Genomic DNA, 17,717 nt, shown 5'->3' with positions numbered 1-17,717 from the left:
TCCGCGGGGTGTGTGTGTACCCGTGGGCGCGGATAGGCTGCTCTGCGTGACCGACCAGCACCGTTTCCGCCCGGACATCCCTGACGTGCACCGCCCCTACGTCGCCGCTCCCGAGCGCAACGGGGCGATGAGCTACCGGAAGGTGGGCGCGTCGGGCCTCTACCTGCCGATGATCTCTCTCGGCCTGTGGTGGAACTTCGGCGACAACGTGCCGTTCGACCGGCAGCGGTCGGTGCTGCGCCACGCGTTCGACCGCGGCATCACGCACTTCGACCTCGCGAACAACTACGGGCCGCCCTATGGCTCCGCCGAGACGAACTTCGGCCGCGTCCTGCGGGAAGACCTGCGTCCGTACCGGGACGAGCTGATCATCTCGTCCAAGGCCGGGTGGGACATGTGGCCGGGGCCGTACGGCGACCTGGGGTCGCGCAAGTACATCCTGGCGAGCGCCGATCAGTCGCTGCAGCGGATGGGGCTGGACTACGTCGACGTCTTCTACTCGCACCGGGTCGACCCGGTGACCCCCATTGAGGAGACCATCGGGGCGCTGGACACGCTGGTGCGTCAGGGTAAGGCGCTGTACGTCGGGATCTCGTCGTACAGCGCGGAGCGCACCGTCGTCGCCTCTGCGGTGGCGCGGAGCCTCGGTACCCCGCTCGTCATCCACCAGCCCGCATATTCGATCCTCAACCGCTGGGTCGAGGACGGCCTGACGGGCGCCCTCCGCCAAGAGGAGATGGGCGCGATCGCCTTCACCCCGCTGGCGCAGGGCTTGCTGACCGGCCGGTATCTCGGCGACGGCCGGGGTCAGCGTTCGCAGCACCGTGATTCGCTGCCGGACAAGCCGCTCTCCCACTCCACCATCGCGGCGCTCCGAAGCCTCAACACGATCGCCAAGGAGCGCGGTCAGACGCTCGCCCAGATGGCGATCCAGTGGGTGTTGCGCGATCCGATCGTGGCGTCCGCACTCATCGGCGCCTCCAGCACGGAGCAGCTGGACGAGAACATCGCCGCGCTCGACGGCCCCGCCTTCGACACGGAGGAACTGGAGCGCATCGATGCCATCTCCGCGGGCATCGACGTCGACCTCTGGGCGGTGTCCTCGAGACTGTGAACGCCACCACCGACATCCGCCGGGTGCACGTGCGCGCCCCCGGGAAGATCAACGTGTTCTTCGAAGTCGGGGAGGTGCAGGACGACGGGTACCACGACGTCGCCTCCGCGTATCAGGCGGTGTCAGCGGTCGAGGACGTGTGGGCCACTCCCGCCGACGACATGTCGATCGCGATCACCGGCACCGTCGACATCTCCGGAGTGCCGAGCGACGACCGCAACCTCGCGATCCGCGCGGCACGCCTCCTCGCCCACGAGACCGGTTTCCGCGGCGGCGTGCACCTGGACATCCGCAAGGGCGTGCCGGTCGCCGGCGGCATGGGCGGCGGGTCCGCGGATGCGGCGGCCGCGCTGGTCGCGTGCGATGCCCTGTGGGGGACCGGGCTCGGTTCCCACGACCTGCAAGTGCTCGGCGCACGACTCGGCGCGGACGTCCCGTTCGCGCTCATGGGCGGGACCGCGATCGGCATGGGCCGCGGTGACGAGCTGAGCCCTGCGCTCGCCCGCGGACGCTTCGACTGGGTCATCGTCACGAGCGATCGAGGGCTGTCGACCCCCGAGGTGTATGCCGCGCTCGATGCCCACCGGCGTCGTCACGCCGTCGACATCGCCCCGCCCGCGCATCGCCCCGTCGTCGACACCGACGTGCTGCACGCGCTGCGTGCGGGAGATGCGGGGATGCTGGCGGCCTGTGCCCGCAACGACCTGCAGCCGGCGACGCTCGCCCTCCGCCCGGACCTCGTGGCCGTGCTCGACGAGGGGGAGCGGGCCGGGGCGCTGACGGGACTCGTGTCCGGGTCAGGCCCCTCGCTCGCCTTCCTCGCCTCAGACGCGGAATCGGCCATCGAGCTGCAGGTGCTGCTCAGCGCCGCCGGACACACCGCGCTCCACGTCCACGGCCCCGTCGCGGGCGCCCGCATCATCGACTGACCCGGAAGGGGCCCGCCATGGCCGACACCCTCGCCGCACGTCATCACGACGCCGCTGTCGACCCGGAATCCGCCGCCCGACTCGCCGGCACCGGCCTCGGCCTGAGCGTGATCGCGAATGACGGCGACGACTTCGCTGGCTGGCACGACGCGGTGCGCCGAGGCTTCCTCGACACCACCGCCACGCCGGCTCAGCGCGATGCGACCCGGGACGCGTGGCGGAGCCGGCGCCTCCTCGGAGTGCGGGACCCGAGTGGACCTGTCCCGCAGTGGCCGGTGGGGACGTTCTCGTCCTGGATCGGCATGCTGTCGGTCCCCGGCGGCGAGGTACCCTCCTGCGCCATCAGCTCGGTCACCGTCGCCCCCACCCACCGGCGGCGCGGCATCGCCCGCGCCATGATGGAGGGGGAGCTCCGCGTCGCCGCCTCGCTCGGCGTGCCCGTCGCGTCGCTCACCGCGAGCGAGGCGCCGCTGTACGGCCGGTACGGCTTCGCCGCCGCGGCATCCGTAGCCGAGGTCGACATCGACATCAAGCGCACCGGCTGGGCGGGCCCCACCCCCGCGGGCCGGGTCGACTTCATCACCCGGGAAGGCTGGCGAGCGGTGGTCCCCGAGGTCTTCGAGCGCGTCCGCGTCGCCCGTGGCGGTGAGTTCTCGATGCCCGACGGTCACTGGGACCGCTTCGCCGGCACGCGGGCCGACGCCGAGCATCCGGAGCGCCTCCGCGCCGTCCAGGTCACCGATCCGTCGGGCGTCGTTCGAGGCGCCGCCCTGTACACGGTCACCGAGAACGAGGCGGACTTCACCAAGTCCCGGGTGGATGTGCAGTCCCTCATCACCGACGGCGACGACGCCTATGCCGCGCTGTGGCGTTTCTTCGTGGAGCTGGACCTCGTGCAGATCGTGCACGCCGCTGAGCTGTCGATCGACGAGCCGCTGCTGTGGATGCTGACCGATCGGCGCGCCGCCACCGTCACGGTCTACGACCACCACTACGTGCGGATCCTGGATGTGCCCGCGGCCCTCCAGGCGCGTCGGTACCGCCGCTCCGGCCGCATCCTGCTGGTGATCACGGATCCGCTCGGCATCGCCGAGGGACGCTTCGTCATGACCGTCGATGACGACGGCACGGCCGTGGTCGTCCCCGCGGGGGCACGCGCCACCGCGACGATCACGGTGGAGGCCGGGATCGCCGAGCTGTCGGCGCTGCTGCTCGGACAGGTTTCGGCGCGCGTCCTGGCGGCCGCCGGGCGGATCCGCGCGACCGATGCCGCGGCGTTCGACGACGTGTTCCGATGGGACCCGCCGGCCAGGCTGAGCTACTGGTACTGAGGCTCCCCCCGCATACTCCGTCTTGTGGCGCAATATCGGCCCCGGTGTCCGGTGCCGCGGGTAGGGTCGGGCTCATGAGAGCACGACTGGGTGACACCGTCCTCGCCGAAGCCCCCGAGAGCGACCTCGTCCGCATCGAGGGCAACTGGTACTTCCCGCCGGCGAGCGTCGCGTCCGGCGTCCTGACCGACAGCCCGACGCCCTATACCTGTCCGTGGAAGGGCGTGTGCCAGTACTACACGGTCACCGCCGACGGGCAGGAGCTGCCCGACCGGGCGTGGAGCTATCCGGAGCCCTACCCCACCGCCATCGAGCGCGTCGGGAAGGACTTCTCCGGCTACGTCGCCTTCTGGAAAGAAGTCGAGGTCGGCGACTGACCGGGCCCCGTAGACGGCGATGATCGAGTTCACGAGCGTCACCAAGAGATTCCCCGACGGCACCACCGCGGTCGACGACTTCAGTCTCGTCATCCCCGCGCATCGCACCACGGTGCTTGTCGGGTCCTCCGGATGCGGCAAGACCACCCTGCTGCGAATGATCAACCGCATGGTGGAACCCACCGACGGTCGCATCGAGATCGACGGCGAGGACGTATCCACGGGATCCCCGGTGGCTCTCCGGCGCCGCATCGGGTACGTCATGCAGAACGGCGGGCTGCTGCCGCACGTGACGGTGGCCGACAATGTCGCCACCGTCCCGCGCCTGAACGGACAGACGCGGCGCGCCGCACGCGACCGCGCGCTCGAGCTCCTCGACGTCGTGGGCCTGGACCGTGCCCTCGCCGACCGGTATCCCGCGCAGCTGTCCGGCGGACAGCAGCAGCGGGTGGGGGTCGCCCGCGCCCTCGCCGCGGAGCCCAACATCCTGCTCATGGACGAGCCGTTCGGCGCCGTCGACCCCATCGTGCGTGCCGAGCTGCAGCGGGAGGTCATCCGCCTCCAGCGAGAGCTCGACAAGACCGTCGTGTTCGTCACCCATGACGTCGATGAGGCGTTCCTCCTCGGCGACCAGGTGGTCATCCTCGCCGCCGGCGCGCGGAAGCTGCAGGTCGGCACGCCGAGCGAGATCATCGAACACCCCGCCGACGACTTCGTCTCCGCCTTCATCGGGGCCGAGCGGGGCCGCCGGGCCCTGCACATCAAGCACACCCCGAACGGCGACGTACTCGTCGACGGCGATGGCCGCACGCAGGGTGCGCTGGTCGCGGACGGCGGCTGAGATGACCTGGGTGCTGGCGAATCTCGGGCAGATCGGCGATCTGCTGCTCGTGCATCTGCGTCAGAGCGTGATCGCGATTGTGCTCGGGTTCCTGCTGTCCCTACCGCTCGGCTGGGTCGCGTGGCGATACCGGCTGCTGCGCGGCTGGGTGATCACCGTCACCGGCCTGCTGTACACGATCCCGTCGCTCGCGCTGCTGACGATCATGCCGGGGCTCGTGGGCTACCGCGTCACGAGCGAGACGAACCTCGTGGTGGCTCTCACGATCTACGCCGTGGCCATCATGGTGCGCGCCGTCACCGACGGGCTCGACTCCGTCGACCCCGCGGTGCGGCAGTCGGCCACCGCCATGGGGTACGGCGCCGCCCGGCGGTTCTGGGCCGTCGACCTGCCGCTGTCGGGACCCGTCGTGCTCGCGGGCCTCCGGGTCACCGCCGTCAGCACCATCTCGCTCGCCACCGTCGGGATCCTGGTGGGCATCACCAACCTCGGGTATCTGTTCACCAACGGACTGCAGCGCCGGATCGTGCCGGAGGTGCTCGCGGGGGTCATCGCCGTCGTCGTCGTCGCCCTCGCCGTCGACCTGCTGCTGATGCTCCTCGGCCGGTGGCTCATGCCCTGGACGCGGGCGGTCTCCACGCGGACCGCGCGACGGGTCGCGCTGCAACCGGTGAGGGCAGCATGAACCTCATCGTCGAAGCGCTCACCTGGTTGTTCGCCCCCACGCAGTGGCAGGGGAAGGACTCGCTCGCGCTCCTTCTCGGCCAGCAGTTGCTGTTCACCGTCGTCTCGGTTGCCATCGCCGCGATCGTCGCGGTCCCGGTCGGCTGGGCGATCGGCCACACCGGCCGCGGCCGCGAGGTCGCCGTCGCGATCGCCGGCGTCGCCCGCGCCGTTCCATCCTTCGGCCTGCTCGTGCTGCTCGTGCTCCTGCTCGGCGTGCTGCACAAGCCCGAGGCGGCCGTCATCTCCTTCGTGCTGCTCGCCATCCCGTCCCTCCTTGCCGGCGCCTACTCCGGCTTCGAGGCGATCGACCGGCAGGTCATCGATGCCGCGCGCGCCATGGGCATGACCGAGCGTCAGATCCTGTGGCGGGTCGAGGTGCCCCTCGGGCTCCCACTGCTGCTCGGGGGCCTGCGCGCCGCCGTCCTGCAGGTCGTCGCGACCGTCACGATCGCGGCCTACATCGGTCTCGGTGGGCTTGGCTTGCCGATCATCACCGGACTCAGTCTGCGCCGATACGACGAGGTTCTCGGCGGCGCAATTCTCGTCGCTGCCCTCGCCCTCGTCCTCGACGGCCTGCTCGCCCTCGCCCAGCGGGCCGCCGTGCCCACCGGCCTCCGCGCGGGCCTCGCCGACCGCGGTACCGCCCGCCGCCGCGCCGTCCCGGCGCCCGCCTGACCCACCATCCCATCGCCCACCCTGCATCACAGCCCCACCAGAGAGGAACATCATGTTCACCGCACGACGCACCCGCGCCGGCCTCGCCGCCGCCGCGCTGTTCAGCACGGCGATCGCCCTGACCGCTTGCGGTTCCAGCGACCCGCTGGACACCCCGTCCGAGAGCTCCGCCGACGGCACCATTGTCATCGGTTCCCAGGCGTACTACTCGAACGAGATCATCGCCGAGATCTACGCCCAGGCACTGGAAGATGCCGGCTTCACCGTGGAGCGCCAGTTCAACATCGGCCAGCGCGACGCCTACCTGCCCGAGCTGGAGAGCGGCGCCATCACGCTGTTCCCGGAGTACTCCGGCAACCTGCTGCAGTACTTCGAGCCGGACACCGAGGCGCGTTCGCCGGAGGACGTGTACGCCGCACTCGCCGACGCGCTGCCGGATAACCTCACGGTGCTCGACCAGGCGACCGCGAGCGATCAGGACTCGTACACCGTGACGAAGGCTTTCGCCGACGAGTACAGCCTGGCGTCCATCGAAGACCTGGCGAACGTCACGGTCCCGCTCACCCTCGGCGGCCCGCCGGAGCTGGAGGAGCGTCCCTACGGCCCGACCGGCCTGAAGGACACCTACGGCATCGATGTGGCGTTCTCCGCCACCGGTGACACGACGGTCGAAGACCTTGTCGCGGGCACCGTCAACGTGGCGAACGTGTTCACCGCGGACCCCCGCATCCAGACCGACGACCTCGTCGTGCTGGAGGACCCGAAGTCGCTGTTCCTCGCCTCCAACGTGGTGCCGCTTGTGAACGCCGACGTGGCCGACGACATCGCCGACGTCATCAACGCGATCAGCGCGAAGCTCACGCCGGAGGGCCTGGTCGCGCTCAACGTGCAGAGCACGGTCGACGAGGAGTCGACGCCGGACATCGCGAAGAACTGGCTGACGGAGAACGGACTGCTCTAGCAGTCACCATTCCGACGGGGCCCTCGACGTTCAGTCGTCGAGGGCCTCGGTCAGTTCCAGCCAGCGCTCTTCGAGGGTCGCGACCTCATCGGTCAGTGCGTCCCGGCGGCGTTGCAGCTCCTGCAGCACCGCGTAGTCGTCGTGGGCGCCCGCGAGATCCCGGTCAACGGCGGCGATGTCGGTGGTGATCTTCGCCAGCCGGCGATCGATGGCGGAGACCTCCTTCTGTGCGGCGCGGCGCTCGGCGCCCCGACGCCGTCACGGCGCAGCCGCAGGTATTCGTCCACGCCGCCCGGCAGATGCCGCAGCCGCCCGTCGAGGATCGCGTATTGCTGATCGGTGACCCGCTCCATGAAGTACCGGTCGTGGGACACGACGATCAGCGTCCCCGCCCACGAGTCCAGCAGATCCTCGAGCGCCGCCAGCATGTCGGTGTCGAGATCGTTTGTCGGCTCATCGAGGATCAGCACGTTCGGCTGGTCGAGCAGGATGAGCAGCAGCTGCAGGCGGCGCTCCTGGCCGCCCGAGAGGTCCTTGACCGGGGTGGACAGCTGGTCGCTCGCAAAGCCCAGGCGCTCCAGCAGCTGACCGGGCGTGAGGTCCTGCGCCTTGGAACCGGCGCCGAGGGTGTAGCTGGTCCGAAGACCCGAGACGACCACCCGGACCGGGTCGTTCATGTGCTGGTCGAGTTCGTCCATGCGCTGGCTGAGGATCGCGACCTTCACGGTCTTGCCGCGCTTCACCCGCCCGGCGGTGGGTTCGAGGGTGCCGGCGATGAGGCTCAGCAGAGTCGATTTGCCGGCGCCGTTGACGCCCAGGATCCCGGTGCGCTCGCCCGGCGCGATCCGCCATTCGATCGGATGCAGCACCTCTCGCCCGTCGTAGGACACCGCCGCATCCAGCAGATCCACCACGTCCTTGCCAAGGCGGGCGACCGCGAGGGACTGCAGCGATACCGGGTCGCGGATCTCGGGCACGTCGGCGATCAGCTCGTTCGCCGCATCGATGCGGAAGCGCGGTTTCGAGGTGCGTGCCGGCGCGCCGCGGCGGAGCCAGGCGAGTTCCTTGCGGGCGAGGTTCTGCCGGCGCGCCTCGATGGACGCTGCCTGCCGGTCGCGCTCGACGCGCTGCAGGATGTACGCGGCATAGCCGCCCTCGAACGGGTCGACCACCCGGTCGTGCACCTCCCAGGTGACGGTGCACACCTCGTCCAGAAACCACCGATCGTGGGTGACCACGAGGAGGCCGCCGGAACTGGGGCTCCACCGCTGCTTCAGGTGCGCGGCGAGCCACGCGATAGCCTCGACATCGAGGTGGTTGGTCGGTTCGTCCAGGGCGATGATGTCCCAGTCCCCGGTGAGGAGCCGGGCCAGCGCCACGCGGCGACGCTGACCGCCCGACAGCGACGAGAGCGGTGCATCCCACGGCAGGTCGGTGACGAGCCCTGCCAGCACGTCCCGCACCTTCGGGTCGCCGGCCCACTCGTACTCCGGGGTGTCGCCCACGATGGCGTGCCCCACGGTGTCGTCGTCCGACAGCGTGTCGGCCTGGTCGAGCACGCCCATCCGGACGCCGCCGCGGACCGTGACCTTGCCCGAGTCCGGTTCTTGGCGCCCGGCGAGCATGGCGAGCAGGCTCGACTTCCCGTCGCCGTTGCGTCCGACGATGCCGATGCGGTCGCCTTCGTTCACCCCCAGTGAAATGGAGTCGAAGACGACTTTGGTGGGGAATTCGAGGTGCAGGGCGTCGGCCCCGAGGAGATGTGCCATCGGGTCCAGGCTACGGGGTCCGTGCCGGGTGGCCGCCGTGTGCCGGGGGTCAGTGGAACGCGTACTCCAGGATGGCGACGAATCCGCCGAGCAGCGCGGTGGCGAGCGCACCCACCACCCGCGCCCAGCGCGGGGCCCCGGTGCGGGAGTACGCGATCCAGCCGAGGAAACCCAGCACGACCGTCGACACGATGAGCGCCCACCCGGATGCGTCCTCGGCGTCCTGCCCGCAAAGCCCCGCGATTACCATCGCCGCGGTCGGCGGGACCGCGGCGTAGAGCATGCCGGAGGAGTGGGTGAGGGCGTACCGGGTGGCCGTGCCGAGCGGATGCCGGCCGTGGTCGGAGAGGGTCTGCGCGAACACGTGGGCGATGAAGAAGACCGCCAGGGTGACGAGCGAGCCCCAGACCGTGCTGGCGACGTCGTCGTCGTGGTCGCTCGTGATCATGAGCAGGGCGGTGTACACGATGAGGCCGTAGATGGCGGCCGGGGTCCGGAACCGCACATCGAACCAGTCATGCCAGCGCTGGCGGGGCGCGGGGGACGCGGCGGAGGTCTCGGTCATGCTCATGCGTCGAATCCCAGTGAGAGTTTGCGCAGCAGTGCGGCGAGCCGGTCCCGGTCGCTCCGGGCGAGGCTGTCCAGCAGCACTGCCTCCGCGTCGACGAGGCGGGTGATGGCGGCGTCCACCCGGATGCGGCCGTCTTCGGTCAGCGTCACCAGGACGCTCCGGCCGTCGGCCGGGTCGTCCTCCCGGCGGACCAGACGGCGGCCCACGAGGCGGTCGATGCGGTTGGTCATGGTGCCGCTGGAGACCAGGGTCTGCTGCAGCAGCTGCTTGGGGCTGAGCTGGAATGGCTCGCCAGCGCGACGGAGCGCGGAGAGCACGTCCCACTCCCACGGTTCCAGGTCGCTGCGGGTGAACGCCTCCCGCCGCGCACGATCCAGGTGCCGAGACAGCCGGTCGACGCGTGAAAGCACCTCCATGGGAGAGAACTCGAGGTCGGGGCGCTGCGCGCGCCAGGCGCCGACGATGCGGTCCACCTCGTCCGTCTCATGCGCCATGGGTCCATTATCCCGGGCGGCGACCGCCGCGGGGGGATGGCAGACTGGAGCGGCGCCGAATGGCGCGGTCCGCCGTGGTGTAATGGCAGCACGACAGCCTTTGGAGCTGTGAGGTCTAGGTTCGAATCCTGGCGGCGGAGCATGTCCGATCACACCGACACAGACCTCGCCGTCATCGTCCTCGCCGCGGGGCAAGGGACGCGAATGCGCTCCCGGCTCCCGAAGGTGCTCCATCCGATCGGGGGAACACCGCTCCTCGGGCACGTGCTGCACACGGCCGCCGCTCTCGCTCCGGCGCGGGTCGTCGTCGTCGTCCGCCACGACCGGGATGCGGTTGCCGCAGCCGTCGCGGAGCTCGCTCCCGACGCGACCATCGTCGACCAGGACGAGATCCCCGGCACCGGCCGCGCGGTGCAGCAGGCGCTTGACGCGCTCGCCGGCTTCGACGGCGACGTTCTCGTCCTCAGCGGCGACGTGCCCCTCATCGAGCGGGACACACTGGCCGGGCTCCTCGACGCACACCGCGGGCGCGCCGCATCCGTCACGGTCCTCAGCTCCCACGTTGCCGACCCGGCCGGCTACGGGCGGGTGCTTCGGGACGCCTCTGGAGACGTGGAGCGCATCGTCGAGCAGAAGGATGCGACCGACCACGAGCGGCAGGTCGCCGAGATCAACTCCGGCGTGTACGCGTTCCGGGCGGCCTCGCTCGCGGTGCATCTGGCCGCGGTGACCCGTGACAATGCGCAGCAGGAGATGTACCTGACCGACGTGATCGGTCTGGCACGCCGGGCCGGCGAGCGGGTCGCCGCCGCTGTCGCGCCCGATGCGACCGCGGCGCTCGGCGTGAACGACCGGGTGCAGCTCGCCGAGGCGGCGCGGCTCCTGAACGAGCGCATCGTCCGGCGGTGGCAGCGCGCCGGCGTGACCATCCAGGATCCGGCGACCACCTGGATCGACGCGGCTGTGACGCTCGCCGAAGACGTCACGGTGCTGCCGAACACACAGCTCCTCCGGGCCACCGTCGTCGAGCGGGGCGCGACGATCGGACCCGACACCACCCTCAGCGACTGTGAGGTGGGGGAGGATGCGGTCATCCGTCGCGCGGACGCCACCCTCGCGGTCATCGGCGCGCGCGCCCAGGTCGGTCCCTTCGCCTATCTGCGACCCGGCACCGTGCTCGGCGCGGGCGGCAAGATCGGCACCTACGTGGAGACGAAGAACTCCCGCATCGGCGAGGGCAGCAAGGTGCCGCACCTGTCGTACATCGGTGATACCGACATCGGTGTGAACGTGAACCTCGGTGCCGGCGCCATCACCGCCAACTACGACGACATCGACAAGCACCGCACCGTGATCGGTGACGAGGTGCACTCCGGCTCGCACAACGTCTTCGTCGCGCCCGTTAGGATCGGTGATGGCGCGAAGACCGGCGCCGGCGCGGTGGTCCGCAAGGACGTTCCGCCCGGTGCGCTGGCTCTGACCGTCGCCCCTCAGCGCAATGTCGAGGGGTGGGTCGAGAAGAACAGGCCGGGTACCGGCGCCGCCGCAGCGGCGGAACGAGCCCGGTCGGCACAGGAATCGGGCGATGGCACGCAAGGATAAGAAAGTCGATCTCGACCGTGAGCGTGGAATCGCGCCGGGGCTGGTCGCCAAGACCAAGAAGCGGCTCGTCGTCGCGGCAGGGCGTTCCCATCTGGCCCTCGCCGGTGAGGTAGCGACCGCGCTCGGCACCCAGTTGGTGCCCACGGAATACCGCACCTCCGCCTCGGGCGAGATCCTCACCCGGTTCGAAGTGTCGATCCGCGGCTGCGACGTGTTCCTCATCCAGTCGTTCGGCCCGCCGGTCAACGAATGGCTGATGGAGCTGCTCATCATGCTCGACGCTGCTAAGCGCGCGTCGGCGAAGCGCATCACCGTCGTCGCGCCGTACTACCCGTACTCCCGGCAGGACAAGAAGGGTCGCGGGCGTGAGCCCATCAGTGCCCGCCTGGTGTCCGACTTGCTGCGCACCGCGGGCGCCGACCGTGTCATGAGCGTCGACCTGCACGCGGCGCAGATCCAGGGCTTCTTCGACGGCCCCGTGGACCACCTGTTCGCCAAGCCGGTGCTCATGGAGCACTTCCAGCGCACCCTCAGCCCGGAGGACCGGGACAAGCTGACGGTCGTCTCACCCGACACCGGCCGCGTCCGGGTCGCCGACCAGTGGTCGGACAGCCTGGGTGCGCCGCTCGCGATCATCCACAAGCGGCGCGACCCGAATGTCGCGAACCAGGTCACCGTGAACGAGATCGTCGGTCGCGTCGAGGGCCGGGTCTGCCTCCTCGTGGACGACATGATCGACACCGGCGGGACCATCGTGAAGGCCGCGCAGGCGCTGAAGGCGAGCGGCGCCGAGCGCGTCATCGTCGCTGCCACGCATGCGGTCTTCAGCGACCCGGCCGTCGAGCGCCTGCAGGATGCGGCGGTAGACCAGGTCGTGGTGACCGACACCATCCCGCTGCCGGCGGAGAAGATCTTCCCCGGCCTCACGGTGCTGCCGATCGCACCGCTGCTGGCACGGGCGATCCGCGAGGTGTTCGAGGATGGCTCGGTCACGAGCATGTTCGACGGCGCCGCCTGAGCACCACAGCGCGGTCTCATAGGCCGTTCTCAGACCTCTCCGCGAGCATGGTCCATGTCGCCGCATACAGCGGTCGATATCGCGGGATGCGGCGTTCGCCGGACCCCGCGCCAACTCCGCACGAGAGGACCGGTATGCCCCGCTCGATCGCCGCACCCCGCCCCGTCCGCGTCGCTGCCGCTGCGGCCGGCGCACTCGGCATCCTCACCCTCGCCGCCTGCGCCCCGGCCGAGGCCGAACCCACGGATCAGACCAGCTCGTCCGCCACGGCTGACACCTCCACCCCGGCCGGTTCCGACGCCGGCAGCACCACGGGGGACAGCACCTATGCCGACGGCACCTACACCGCGGAAGGCACGTACCAGACGCCGGAGACGGTCGAGCAGATCACCGTCACCCTCACGCTCGCGAGCGACGTCATCACCGACGTCGAGGTGACCGGTGACCCGCAGGCGCGGGAGACCGAGCAGTACCAGTCGCAGTTCATCGGCGGCATCGCGGATGTCGTGGTCGGCAAGGACATCGATGAGATCTCCGTCAGCCGGGTGGCCGGGTCGTCCCTGACCAGCGGCGGCTTCAACAAAGCCGTCGAGGAGATCAAGGCCGACGCGGCGTCATGACCGCCGCCCGCTGGGCGTTCGACGCGATCGGGACCCGGTGGGAGATCGAGAGCGCGGAGCCGCTGGGCGCCGACCTCCGGGACGACGTGACGGCGCTCATCGACGGTTTCGACCGGGAGTGGTCGCGGTTCCGTGACGATTCCGCGGTGACCAGGCTCGGCGTCGCGGGAGGCGCCGTGCCCGCACCCGCGGACGCGGTCGCCCTCCTCGGGATCTACCGGGAGCTGGATGCGGCGACCGGCGGCGCGGTGAACCCGCTCATCGGTGCGGCGCTCGCCCGCCGCGGCTACGACGCCCGCGTCACCCGGGTCGACCACGGCGCGGAGCCCGCGCCCGCCGACTGGACCCGCATCCTCACCGTCGACGAGGATCTGTTGCGCCTGACCGGACCCGCCGTGATCGATGTCGGCGCGGCGGGTAAGGGACGGCTGGTGGACCGGGTGGCCGGGCTCATCGCCGCCCGCGTGACGGGTGACGTCGTCGTGGACGCGAGCGGGGACCTTGTGGTGCGCGGCGGGCCGGTGCGGGTCGGCCTCGAGCACCCGTACGACCCGCGGCGCGCGATCGGCGCGTGGGAGATCGCCGACGGCGCGCTGTGCGCGTCAGCCGTGAACCGTCGCGCGTGGGGGGAGAGCCTGCACCACGTGCTGGACGCCCGCACCGGCGAGCCGGTCCGCACGATTGCCGCGACGTGGGCGAGGGGGGCCGACGCGCTGCACGCGGATGCGACCGCGACCGCGCTGTTCTTCGACGGCGGTCCGGAACTGGCGTACCGGTGGGGCGTCGAGTGGGCCAGGATGACAACGGACGGCCGGGTGGAGTGGTCACCGGGCGGCAAGGAGGGGTTGTTCCTATGATCGCGTCGCTCACCGCCGCACTGAACCGCGGACTGGTCCTCCTCGGCCGCATCTCAATGTACCGGATGGTCCTGCTCGCGCTCGCCGTGCTGGCGGCCATCGCGCTCGTACTGTCGCTGTTCGGCCTGGTCCTGCCGACCCCGGGGGAGCTCCTCGCCACCGCCGCGGTCCTCGCGGTCGTGTGCAGCGCGGTCGACGCCGTTGCCCAACGGATGCTGCGCTTGCCGTGGCGGATCGAGTCGTCGCTCATTACCGCAGGGATCCTGCTGTTCGTGCTGCGGCCCTCGCTCGAGCCGGCGGGCCTCGGCGGTATCGCGATCGCCGCGGCGGCCGCATCCGTCTCGAAGTACCTGCTGGTCTGGCGCGGACGTCACGTGTTCAACCCGGCCGCGGTTGGTGCGACCGTGCTCACCGTGTTCGCCGGATTCGCTCCGCTGGAGTGGAACCTGGGCGGCTCGGCCTGGTGGGTGGGGTCCCCGGTGCTGTTCGCACCGGTGCTGCTGCTCGGCCTCGCGGTGCTCTGGCGCACCGAGCGGCTGGGGGTGGCTGCGCTGTTCTTCGTCGTCGCGGTCGTCGTCGGCGTGCTCCGCGTCGTTGTGCAGTACGGGCAGCTGGGACTCGAGCTGCCGTTCGGGGAGGTGCTCTCCGCCACCCTGTGGTCGTCGCCGTTCCTGTTCCTCGCGGCCTTCATGCTTTCCGAGCCGCTGACGCTGCCGCCCCGCCGGTGGCAGCAGCTCGTCGTCGCGGTCGTCGTCGGTCTGCTTGCCGGCTGGCCGCTGCCGCTTGGACCGATCACGCTCGGCCAGGAGCGGGCGCTCCTCATCGGCAACCTCGTGGCGTTCGCGTTCTGCCTGCGCGCATCGGTCCGGCTGACGCTCGAGAGCCGCAACGACCCGGCCCCGACCGTGCGAGAACTGACGTTCCGCGCCAGTCGCCCGCTGACGTTCCGCGCCGGGCAGTATCTGGAGCTCGAGGTGTCGCACCGGCGCCCGGATATCCGCGGCACCCGGCGGGAGTTCAGCATCCTGTCCGCGCCGGAGGACCTGCCGACCGTCAGGGTGGCGTACCGCGACAACGGCGGTCCGCAGTCGAGCTTCAAGCGCGCGCTCGCCGCGGCCGCGCCGGGGGACCGGCTCGCGATCACCGGGGTATGGGGCGACTTCGTCCTCCCCGCGGACCCCGCGCGCCCGGTGCTGATGGTGGCCGCCGGGATCGGCGTCACCCCGTTCGTCTCGCAACTCCGGCACCTCGCCGCGACGGGCGACCGGCGCGACGTCGTGCTCGTGTACGTGGTCCCGGATGCGGCAGACATGCCGTTCCGCGCCGACCTCGCTGCATCCGGGGTGCCGGTGGTGGTGTTCTCCCGCACGGATCCCGGGGAGCTGCCGCCGGGGTGGACGTGGACCGGCGGCGTGAGGCTGGATGCGCAATCGCTGGCGGCCGCGGTGCCCGACCTCGCCGAGCGCCACGCGTACATCTCCGGCCCGCCCGGGCTCATCGCGGATCTCGCTCCCGCGCTGTCCCGCGCGCGGGGTCTCACGACCGACGCCTTCGCCGGCTACTGACCCCGCGGACCTTCCCGTCGCTCCGCTTCGTGCTCGGTGGTTCGTTCATGTGCGCGGTCGCGGTCGTGTCTGTGTCTCGCGTTCGGGTGGCACTCGCGGCGGCTTCGGGTTCCCGCATCCCGCCGTGCTGCCACTCGAAGCGCACGCGTCCGAACCCGTCTCGCGGTCAGAGCGGTTTGAGCGCGAGAGCGCCAGAGCGTCAGAGTGCCCGAGCGCCAGGCCCGCGGGCTACGCGCGGTGCTCGCGGTAATAGGCGAGGAGCGCGCGGGTCGACGGGTCCTGCGCGGCCAGGGCATCCTCGTCGCCCTCGATCGCGGGGGCAATCTGCAGCGCGAGCTGCTTGCCGAGTTCCACGCCCCACTGGTCGAAGCTGTTGATGCCCCAGATCGTGCCCTGCGTGAACGTGATGTGCTCGTACAGGGCGATGAGCTGCCCCAGCACCGCCGGCGTCAGCGCGGGCGCGAAGATCGACGTCGTCGGCCGGTTGCCGCCGAACGTGCGCGCCGCGACGAGCGGGCCGGTGGTGCCCTCCGCCTCGACCTCGGATGCGGTCTTGCCGAACGCCAGCGCCTTGGTCTGGGCGAGGAAGTTGGCCAGGAACAGCCCGTGCACGTCACGGTCGCCGTCCCGCAGCGGGTACGCCGGGTTCGCGAAGGCGATGAAGTCCGCCGGGATCAGGCGCGTGCCCTGGTGGATGAGTTGGTAGAACGCGTGCTGGCCGTTGGTACCCGGCTCGCCCCAGAACACCTCTCCGGTGTCGGTGGTGACGGGGGAGCCGTCCCAGCGGACCGACTTGCCGTTCGATTCCATCGTCAGCTGCTGCAGGTACGCCGGGAAGCGGTGCAGCAGCTGCGCGTACGGCAGCACGGTGTGCGACTGCGCACCGAGGAAGTTCGTGTACCAGATGTTCAGGAGGCCCATGAGGACGGGGACGTTCCGTTCCAGCGGGGTCGTCGCCACGTGCACATCGACGGCGTGGAATCCGGCGAGGAGCTCACGGAACGCATCGGGTCCGAGCGTGATCGCGAGCGACAGGCCGATCGCGGAGTCGACCGAGTATCGGCCGCCCACCCAGTCCCAGAAGCCGAAGGCGTTGTCGGTGTCGATCCCGAAGGCCGCGACCTTGTCGAGCGCGGTGGAGACAGCGACGAAGTGGTGTGCGACCGCATCCGTCCGCGCGTCGTCGTCGTCGGCGATGGCGCCGGATGCGGTGAGCCCCTGCCACAGCCAGTCCCGGGCGAGCCGGGCGTTGGTGAGGGTCTCAAGCGTCGTGAAGGTTTTCGACGCCACGACGAACAGGGTGGTCTCCGGGTCGAGGCCGGCGGTCTTCTGGGCGATGTCGGTCGGGTCGATGTTCGAGACGAAGCGCGCCTCGATGCCCGCATCCGCGTAGGGCTTCAGCGCTTCGTAGACCATGACGGGGCCGAGGTCGGAGCCGCCGATGCCGATGTTGACGACGTGGGTGACGCGCCTGCCGGTGACGCCGGTCCCCTCGCCCGAGCGGACGCGCTCGGCGAACGCGGAGAGGCGGTCCAGCACCTCCTGCACGTCGGTGTCGATGTGCTGGCCGTCGACCTCGAGGGCGGGGGTGGCACCCGCGGGGCGCCGGAGGGCCGTGTGCAGGACCGCGCGATCCTCGCTGGTGTTCAGGTGCACTCCGGCGAGCATCTGTGCGAAGCGCTCGGCGACGCCGGTCTCCTCCGCCAGCCGGACGAGGGAGGCGAGGATGTCGTCCGTCACGAGGTTCTTCGACAGGTCGACGTGGAGGTCGGCGAGAGGCAGGCTCAGGCGCTCGGCGCGGTCGGCATCCGCGGCGAACCACCCGCGCAGGTCGGGGGTGAATCCGGAGCGGTGGGCGTCGAGCTCGGCCCAGGCGGACGTGGTGGTGGCATCGATGGGACTGGTCACGAGTCCACGCTAGCGCCGCGCGCGGCCGGCGGCATCCGCGGCCGTCGCCACCCTGTCGTCGGCGGGGAATCAGGATGCGGGGGCGGCGGGAGGATCGGCGGGCTTGGCGGGAAGACGCACCGTGAAGGTGGTGTCGCCGGGGCGCGAGTCCACGCTGATGTCGCCGGCGTGCGCCTCCACGATCGCACGGGCGATGGAGAGCCCGAGGCCGGTGCCGCCGGTGTTCCGGGCGCGGGAACGGTCGCCGCGGGAGAATCGTTCGAACAGCTCCCGCGCGACCTCGGGGTCGACGCCCGGTCCGTCGTCGTGCACGCGGAGGACCGCCTGGCCGTCCTCCCGATCGACCGAGAGGGTGACCG

Annotated in this window: 17 protein-coding genes, 1 tRNA gene and 1 pseudogene; 14 read left to right on the top strand and 5 right to left on the bottom strand. The window is 70.8% G+C overall.

All coding sequences use genetic code 11. The annotated features are described in order from the left end of the window. Positions 1-46: 46 nt before the first annotated feature. From NT132_RS01130 to NT132_RS01095, 8 genes are all read left to right on the top strand, one after another. Positions 47-1,114 carry an aldo/keto reductase gene (locus NT132_RS01130; RefSeq protein ID WP_297783521.1) on the top strand — a complete coding sequence of 356 codons (1,068 nt, stop codon included), beginning with the start codon at positions 47-49 and terminating at the stop codon, positions 1,112-1,114. Next, the gene (locus NT132_RS01125; protein ID WP_297783518.1) at positions 1,111-2,043 is read left to right on the top strand and encodes a 4-(cytidine 5'-diphospho)-2-C-methyl-D-erythritol kinase; all 933 of its coding nucleotides are present in this window, start codon (positions 1,111-1,113) and stop codon (positions 2,041-2,043) included. The genes NT132_RS01130 and NT132_RS01125 overlap by 4 nt, the downstream gene beginning before the upstream one ends. 17 nt (positions 2,044-2,060) lie before the next feature. Then, on the top strand, positions 2,061-3,374 hold the full coding sequence (locus NT132_RS01120; protein WP_297783515.1) for a GNAT family N-acetyltransferase: 1,314 nt from the start codon (positions 2,061-2,063) through the stop codon (positions 3,372-3,374). 74 nt (positions 3,375-3,448) lie between these two features. Continuing rightward, the gene (locus NT132_RS01115) at positions 3,449-3,751 is read left to right on the top strand and encodes a DUF427 domain-containing protein (protein WP_297783512.1); all 303 of its coding nucleotides are present in this window, start codon (positions 3,449-3,451) and stop codon (positions 3,749-3,751) included. A 19-nt stretch (positions 3,752-3,770) separates the two neighbouring features. Then, positions 3,771-4,592 (top strand): ATP-binding cassette domain-containing protein, encoded by an 822-nt coding sequence (locus tag NT132_RS01110; RefSeq protein WP_297783509.1) that lies wholly within the window; start codon positions 3,771-3,773, stop codon positions 4,590-4,592. 1 nt (position 4,593) lies between these two features. Beyond that, the gene (locus NT132_RS01105; protein WP_297783506.1) at positions 4,594-5,277 is read left to right on the top strand and encodes an ABC transporter permease; all 684 of its coding nucleotides are present in this window, start codon (positions 4,594-4,596) and stop codon (positions 5,275-5,277) included. After that, complete coding sequence (locus NT132_RS01100) at positions 5,274-5,993, top strand: ABC transporter permease (RefSeq protein WP_297783503.1); 720 nt, start codon at positions 5,274-5,276, stop codon at positions 5,991-5,993. The genes NT132_RS01105 and NT132_RS01100 overlap by 4 nt, the downstream gene beginning before the upstream one ends. Positions 5,994-6,045: 52 nt before the next feature. Then, a complete protein-coding gene (locus tag NT132_RS01095) occupies positions 6,046-6,954 on the top strand; it encodes an ABC transporter substrate-binding protein (protein ID WP_297783500.1) in 909 nt (302 codons plus the stop codon). 30 nt (positions 6,955-6,984) lie between these two features. Here NT132_RS01095 and NT132_RS01090 read toward each other — a convergent pair. The 3 genes and pseudogenes from NT132_RS01090 to NT132_RS01080 form a co-directional block, all read right to left on the bottom strand. Beyond that, positions 6,985-8,723 (bottom strand): annotated as a pseudogene (locus NT132_RS01090) (ABC-F family ATP-binding cassette domain-containing protein). A 49-nt stretch (positions 8,724-8,772) separates the two neighbouring features. Beyond that, on the bottom strand, positions 8,773-9,294 hold the full coding sequence (locus NT132_RS01085; protein ID WP_297783497.1) for a hypothetical protein: 522 nt from the start codon (positions 9,292-9,294) through the stop codon (positions 8,773-8,775). Continuing rightward, positions 9,291-9,788 (bottom strand): MarR family transcriptional regulator, encoded by a 498-nt coding sequence (locus NT132_RS01080; RefSeq protein WP_297783495.1) that lies wholly within the window; start codon positions 9,786-9,788, stop codon positions 9,291-9,293. The genes NT132_RS01085 and NT132_RS01080 overlap by 4 nt, the downstream gene beginning before the upstream one ends. A 68-nt stretch (positions 9,789-9,856) precedes the next feature. On the opposite strand from NT132_RS01080, the gene NT132_RS01075 reads away from it, so the two are divergent. From NT132_RS01075 to NT132_RS01050, 6 genes are all read left to right on the top strand, one after another. Continuing rightward, positions 9,857-9,928: transfer RNA gene (locus NT132_RS01075), tRNA-Gln, on the top strand. Position 9,929: 1 nt separating this feature from the next. Further along, positions 9,930-11,390 (top strand): bifunctional UDP-N-acetylglucosamine diphosphorylase/glucosamine-1-phosphate N-acetyltransferase GlmU, encoded by a 1,461-nt coding sequence (gene glmU / locus NT132_RS01070; RefSeq protein ID WP_297783492.1) that lies wholly within the window; start codon positions 9,930-9,932, stop codon positions 11,388-11,390. After that, the gene (locus NT132_RS01065; RefSeq protein ID WP_297783488.1) at positions 11,374-12,408 is read left to right on the top strand and encodes a ribose-phosphate diphosphokinase; all 1,035 of its coding nucleotides are present in this window, start codon (positions 11,374-11,376) and stop codon (positions 12,406-12,408) included. Before glmU ends, NT132_RS01065 begins: the two co-directional genes overlap by 17 nt. Positions 12,409-12,542: 134 nt before the next feature. Beyond that, positions 12,543-13,028, top strand: coding sequence for an FMN-binding protein (locus tag NT132_RS01060; RefSeq protein WP_297783485.1), 486 nt, complete (start codon positions 12,543-12,545; stop codon positions 13,026-13,028). Next, positions 13,025-13,885, top strand: coding sequence for an FAD:protein FMN transferase (locus NT132_RS01055; protein WP_297783482.1), 861 nt, complete (start codon positions 13,025-13,027; stop codon positions 13,883-13,885). Before NT132_RS01060 ends, NT132_RS01055 begins: the two co-directional genes overlap by 4 nt. After that, the gene (locus NT132_RS01050) at positions 13,882-15,450 is read left to right on the top strand and encodes an FAD-dependent oxidoreductase (RefSeq protein WP_297783478.1); all 1,569 of its coding nucleotides are present in this window, start codon (positions 13,882-13,884) and stop codon (positions 15,448-15,450) included. The genes NT132_RS01055 and NT132_RS01050 overlap by 4 nt, the downstream gene beginning before the upstream one ends. Before the next feature lie 228 nt (positions 15,451-15,678). Here NT132_RS01050 and pgi read toward each other — a convergent pair whose 3' ends face one another. After that, positions 15,679-17,358 (bottom strand): glucose-6-phosphate isomerase, encoded by a 1,680-nt coding sequence (gene pgi, locus NT132_RS01045; RefSeq protein ID WP_297783475.1) that lies wholly within the window; start codon positions 17,356-17,358, stop codon positions 15,679-15,681. Between the two features lie 69 nt (positions 17,359-17,427). After that, on the bottom strand, positions 17,428-17,717 hold a 290-nt coding region (locus tag NT132_RS01040; protein ID WP_297783472.1), incomplete at its 5' end, for a sensor histidine kinase.

Source organism: Microbacterium sp. (assembly GCF_026393345.1).
Lineage (GTDB): Bacteria > Actinomycetota > Actinomycetes > Actinomycetales > Microbacteriaceae > Microbacterium.
The sequence above is the reverse complement of the archived record's forward strand: the minus strand, read 5'-3'. Positions and strand labels throughout refer to the sequence as shown.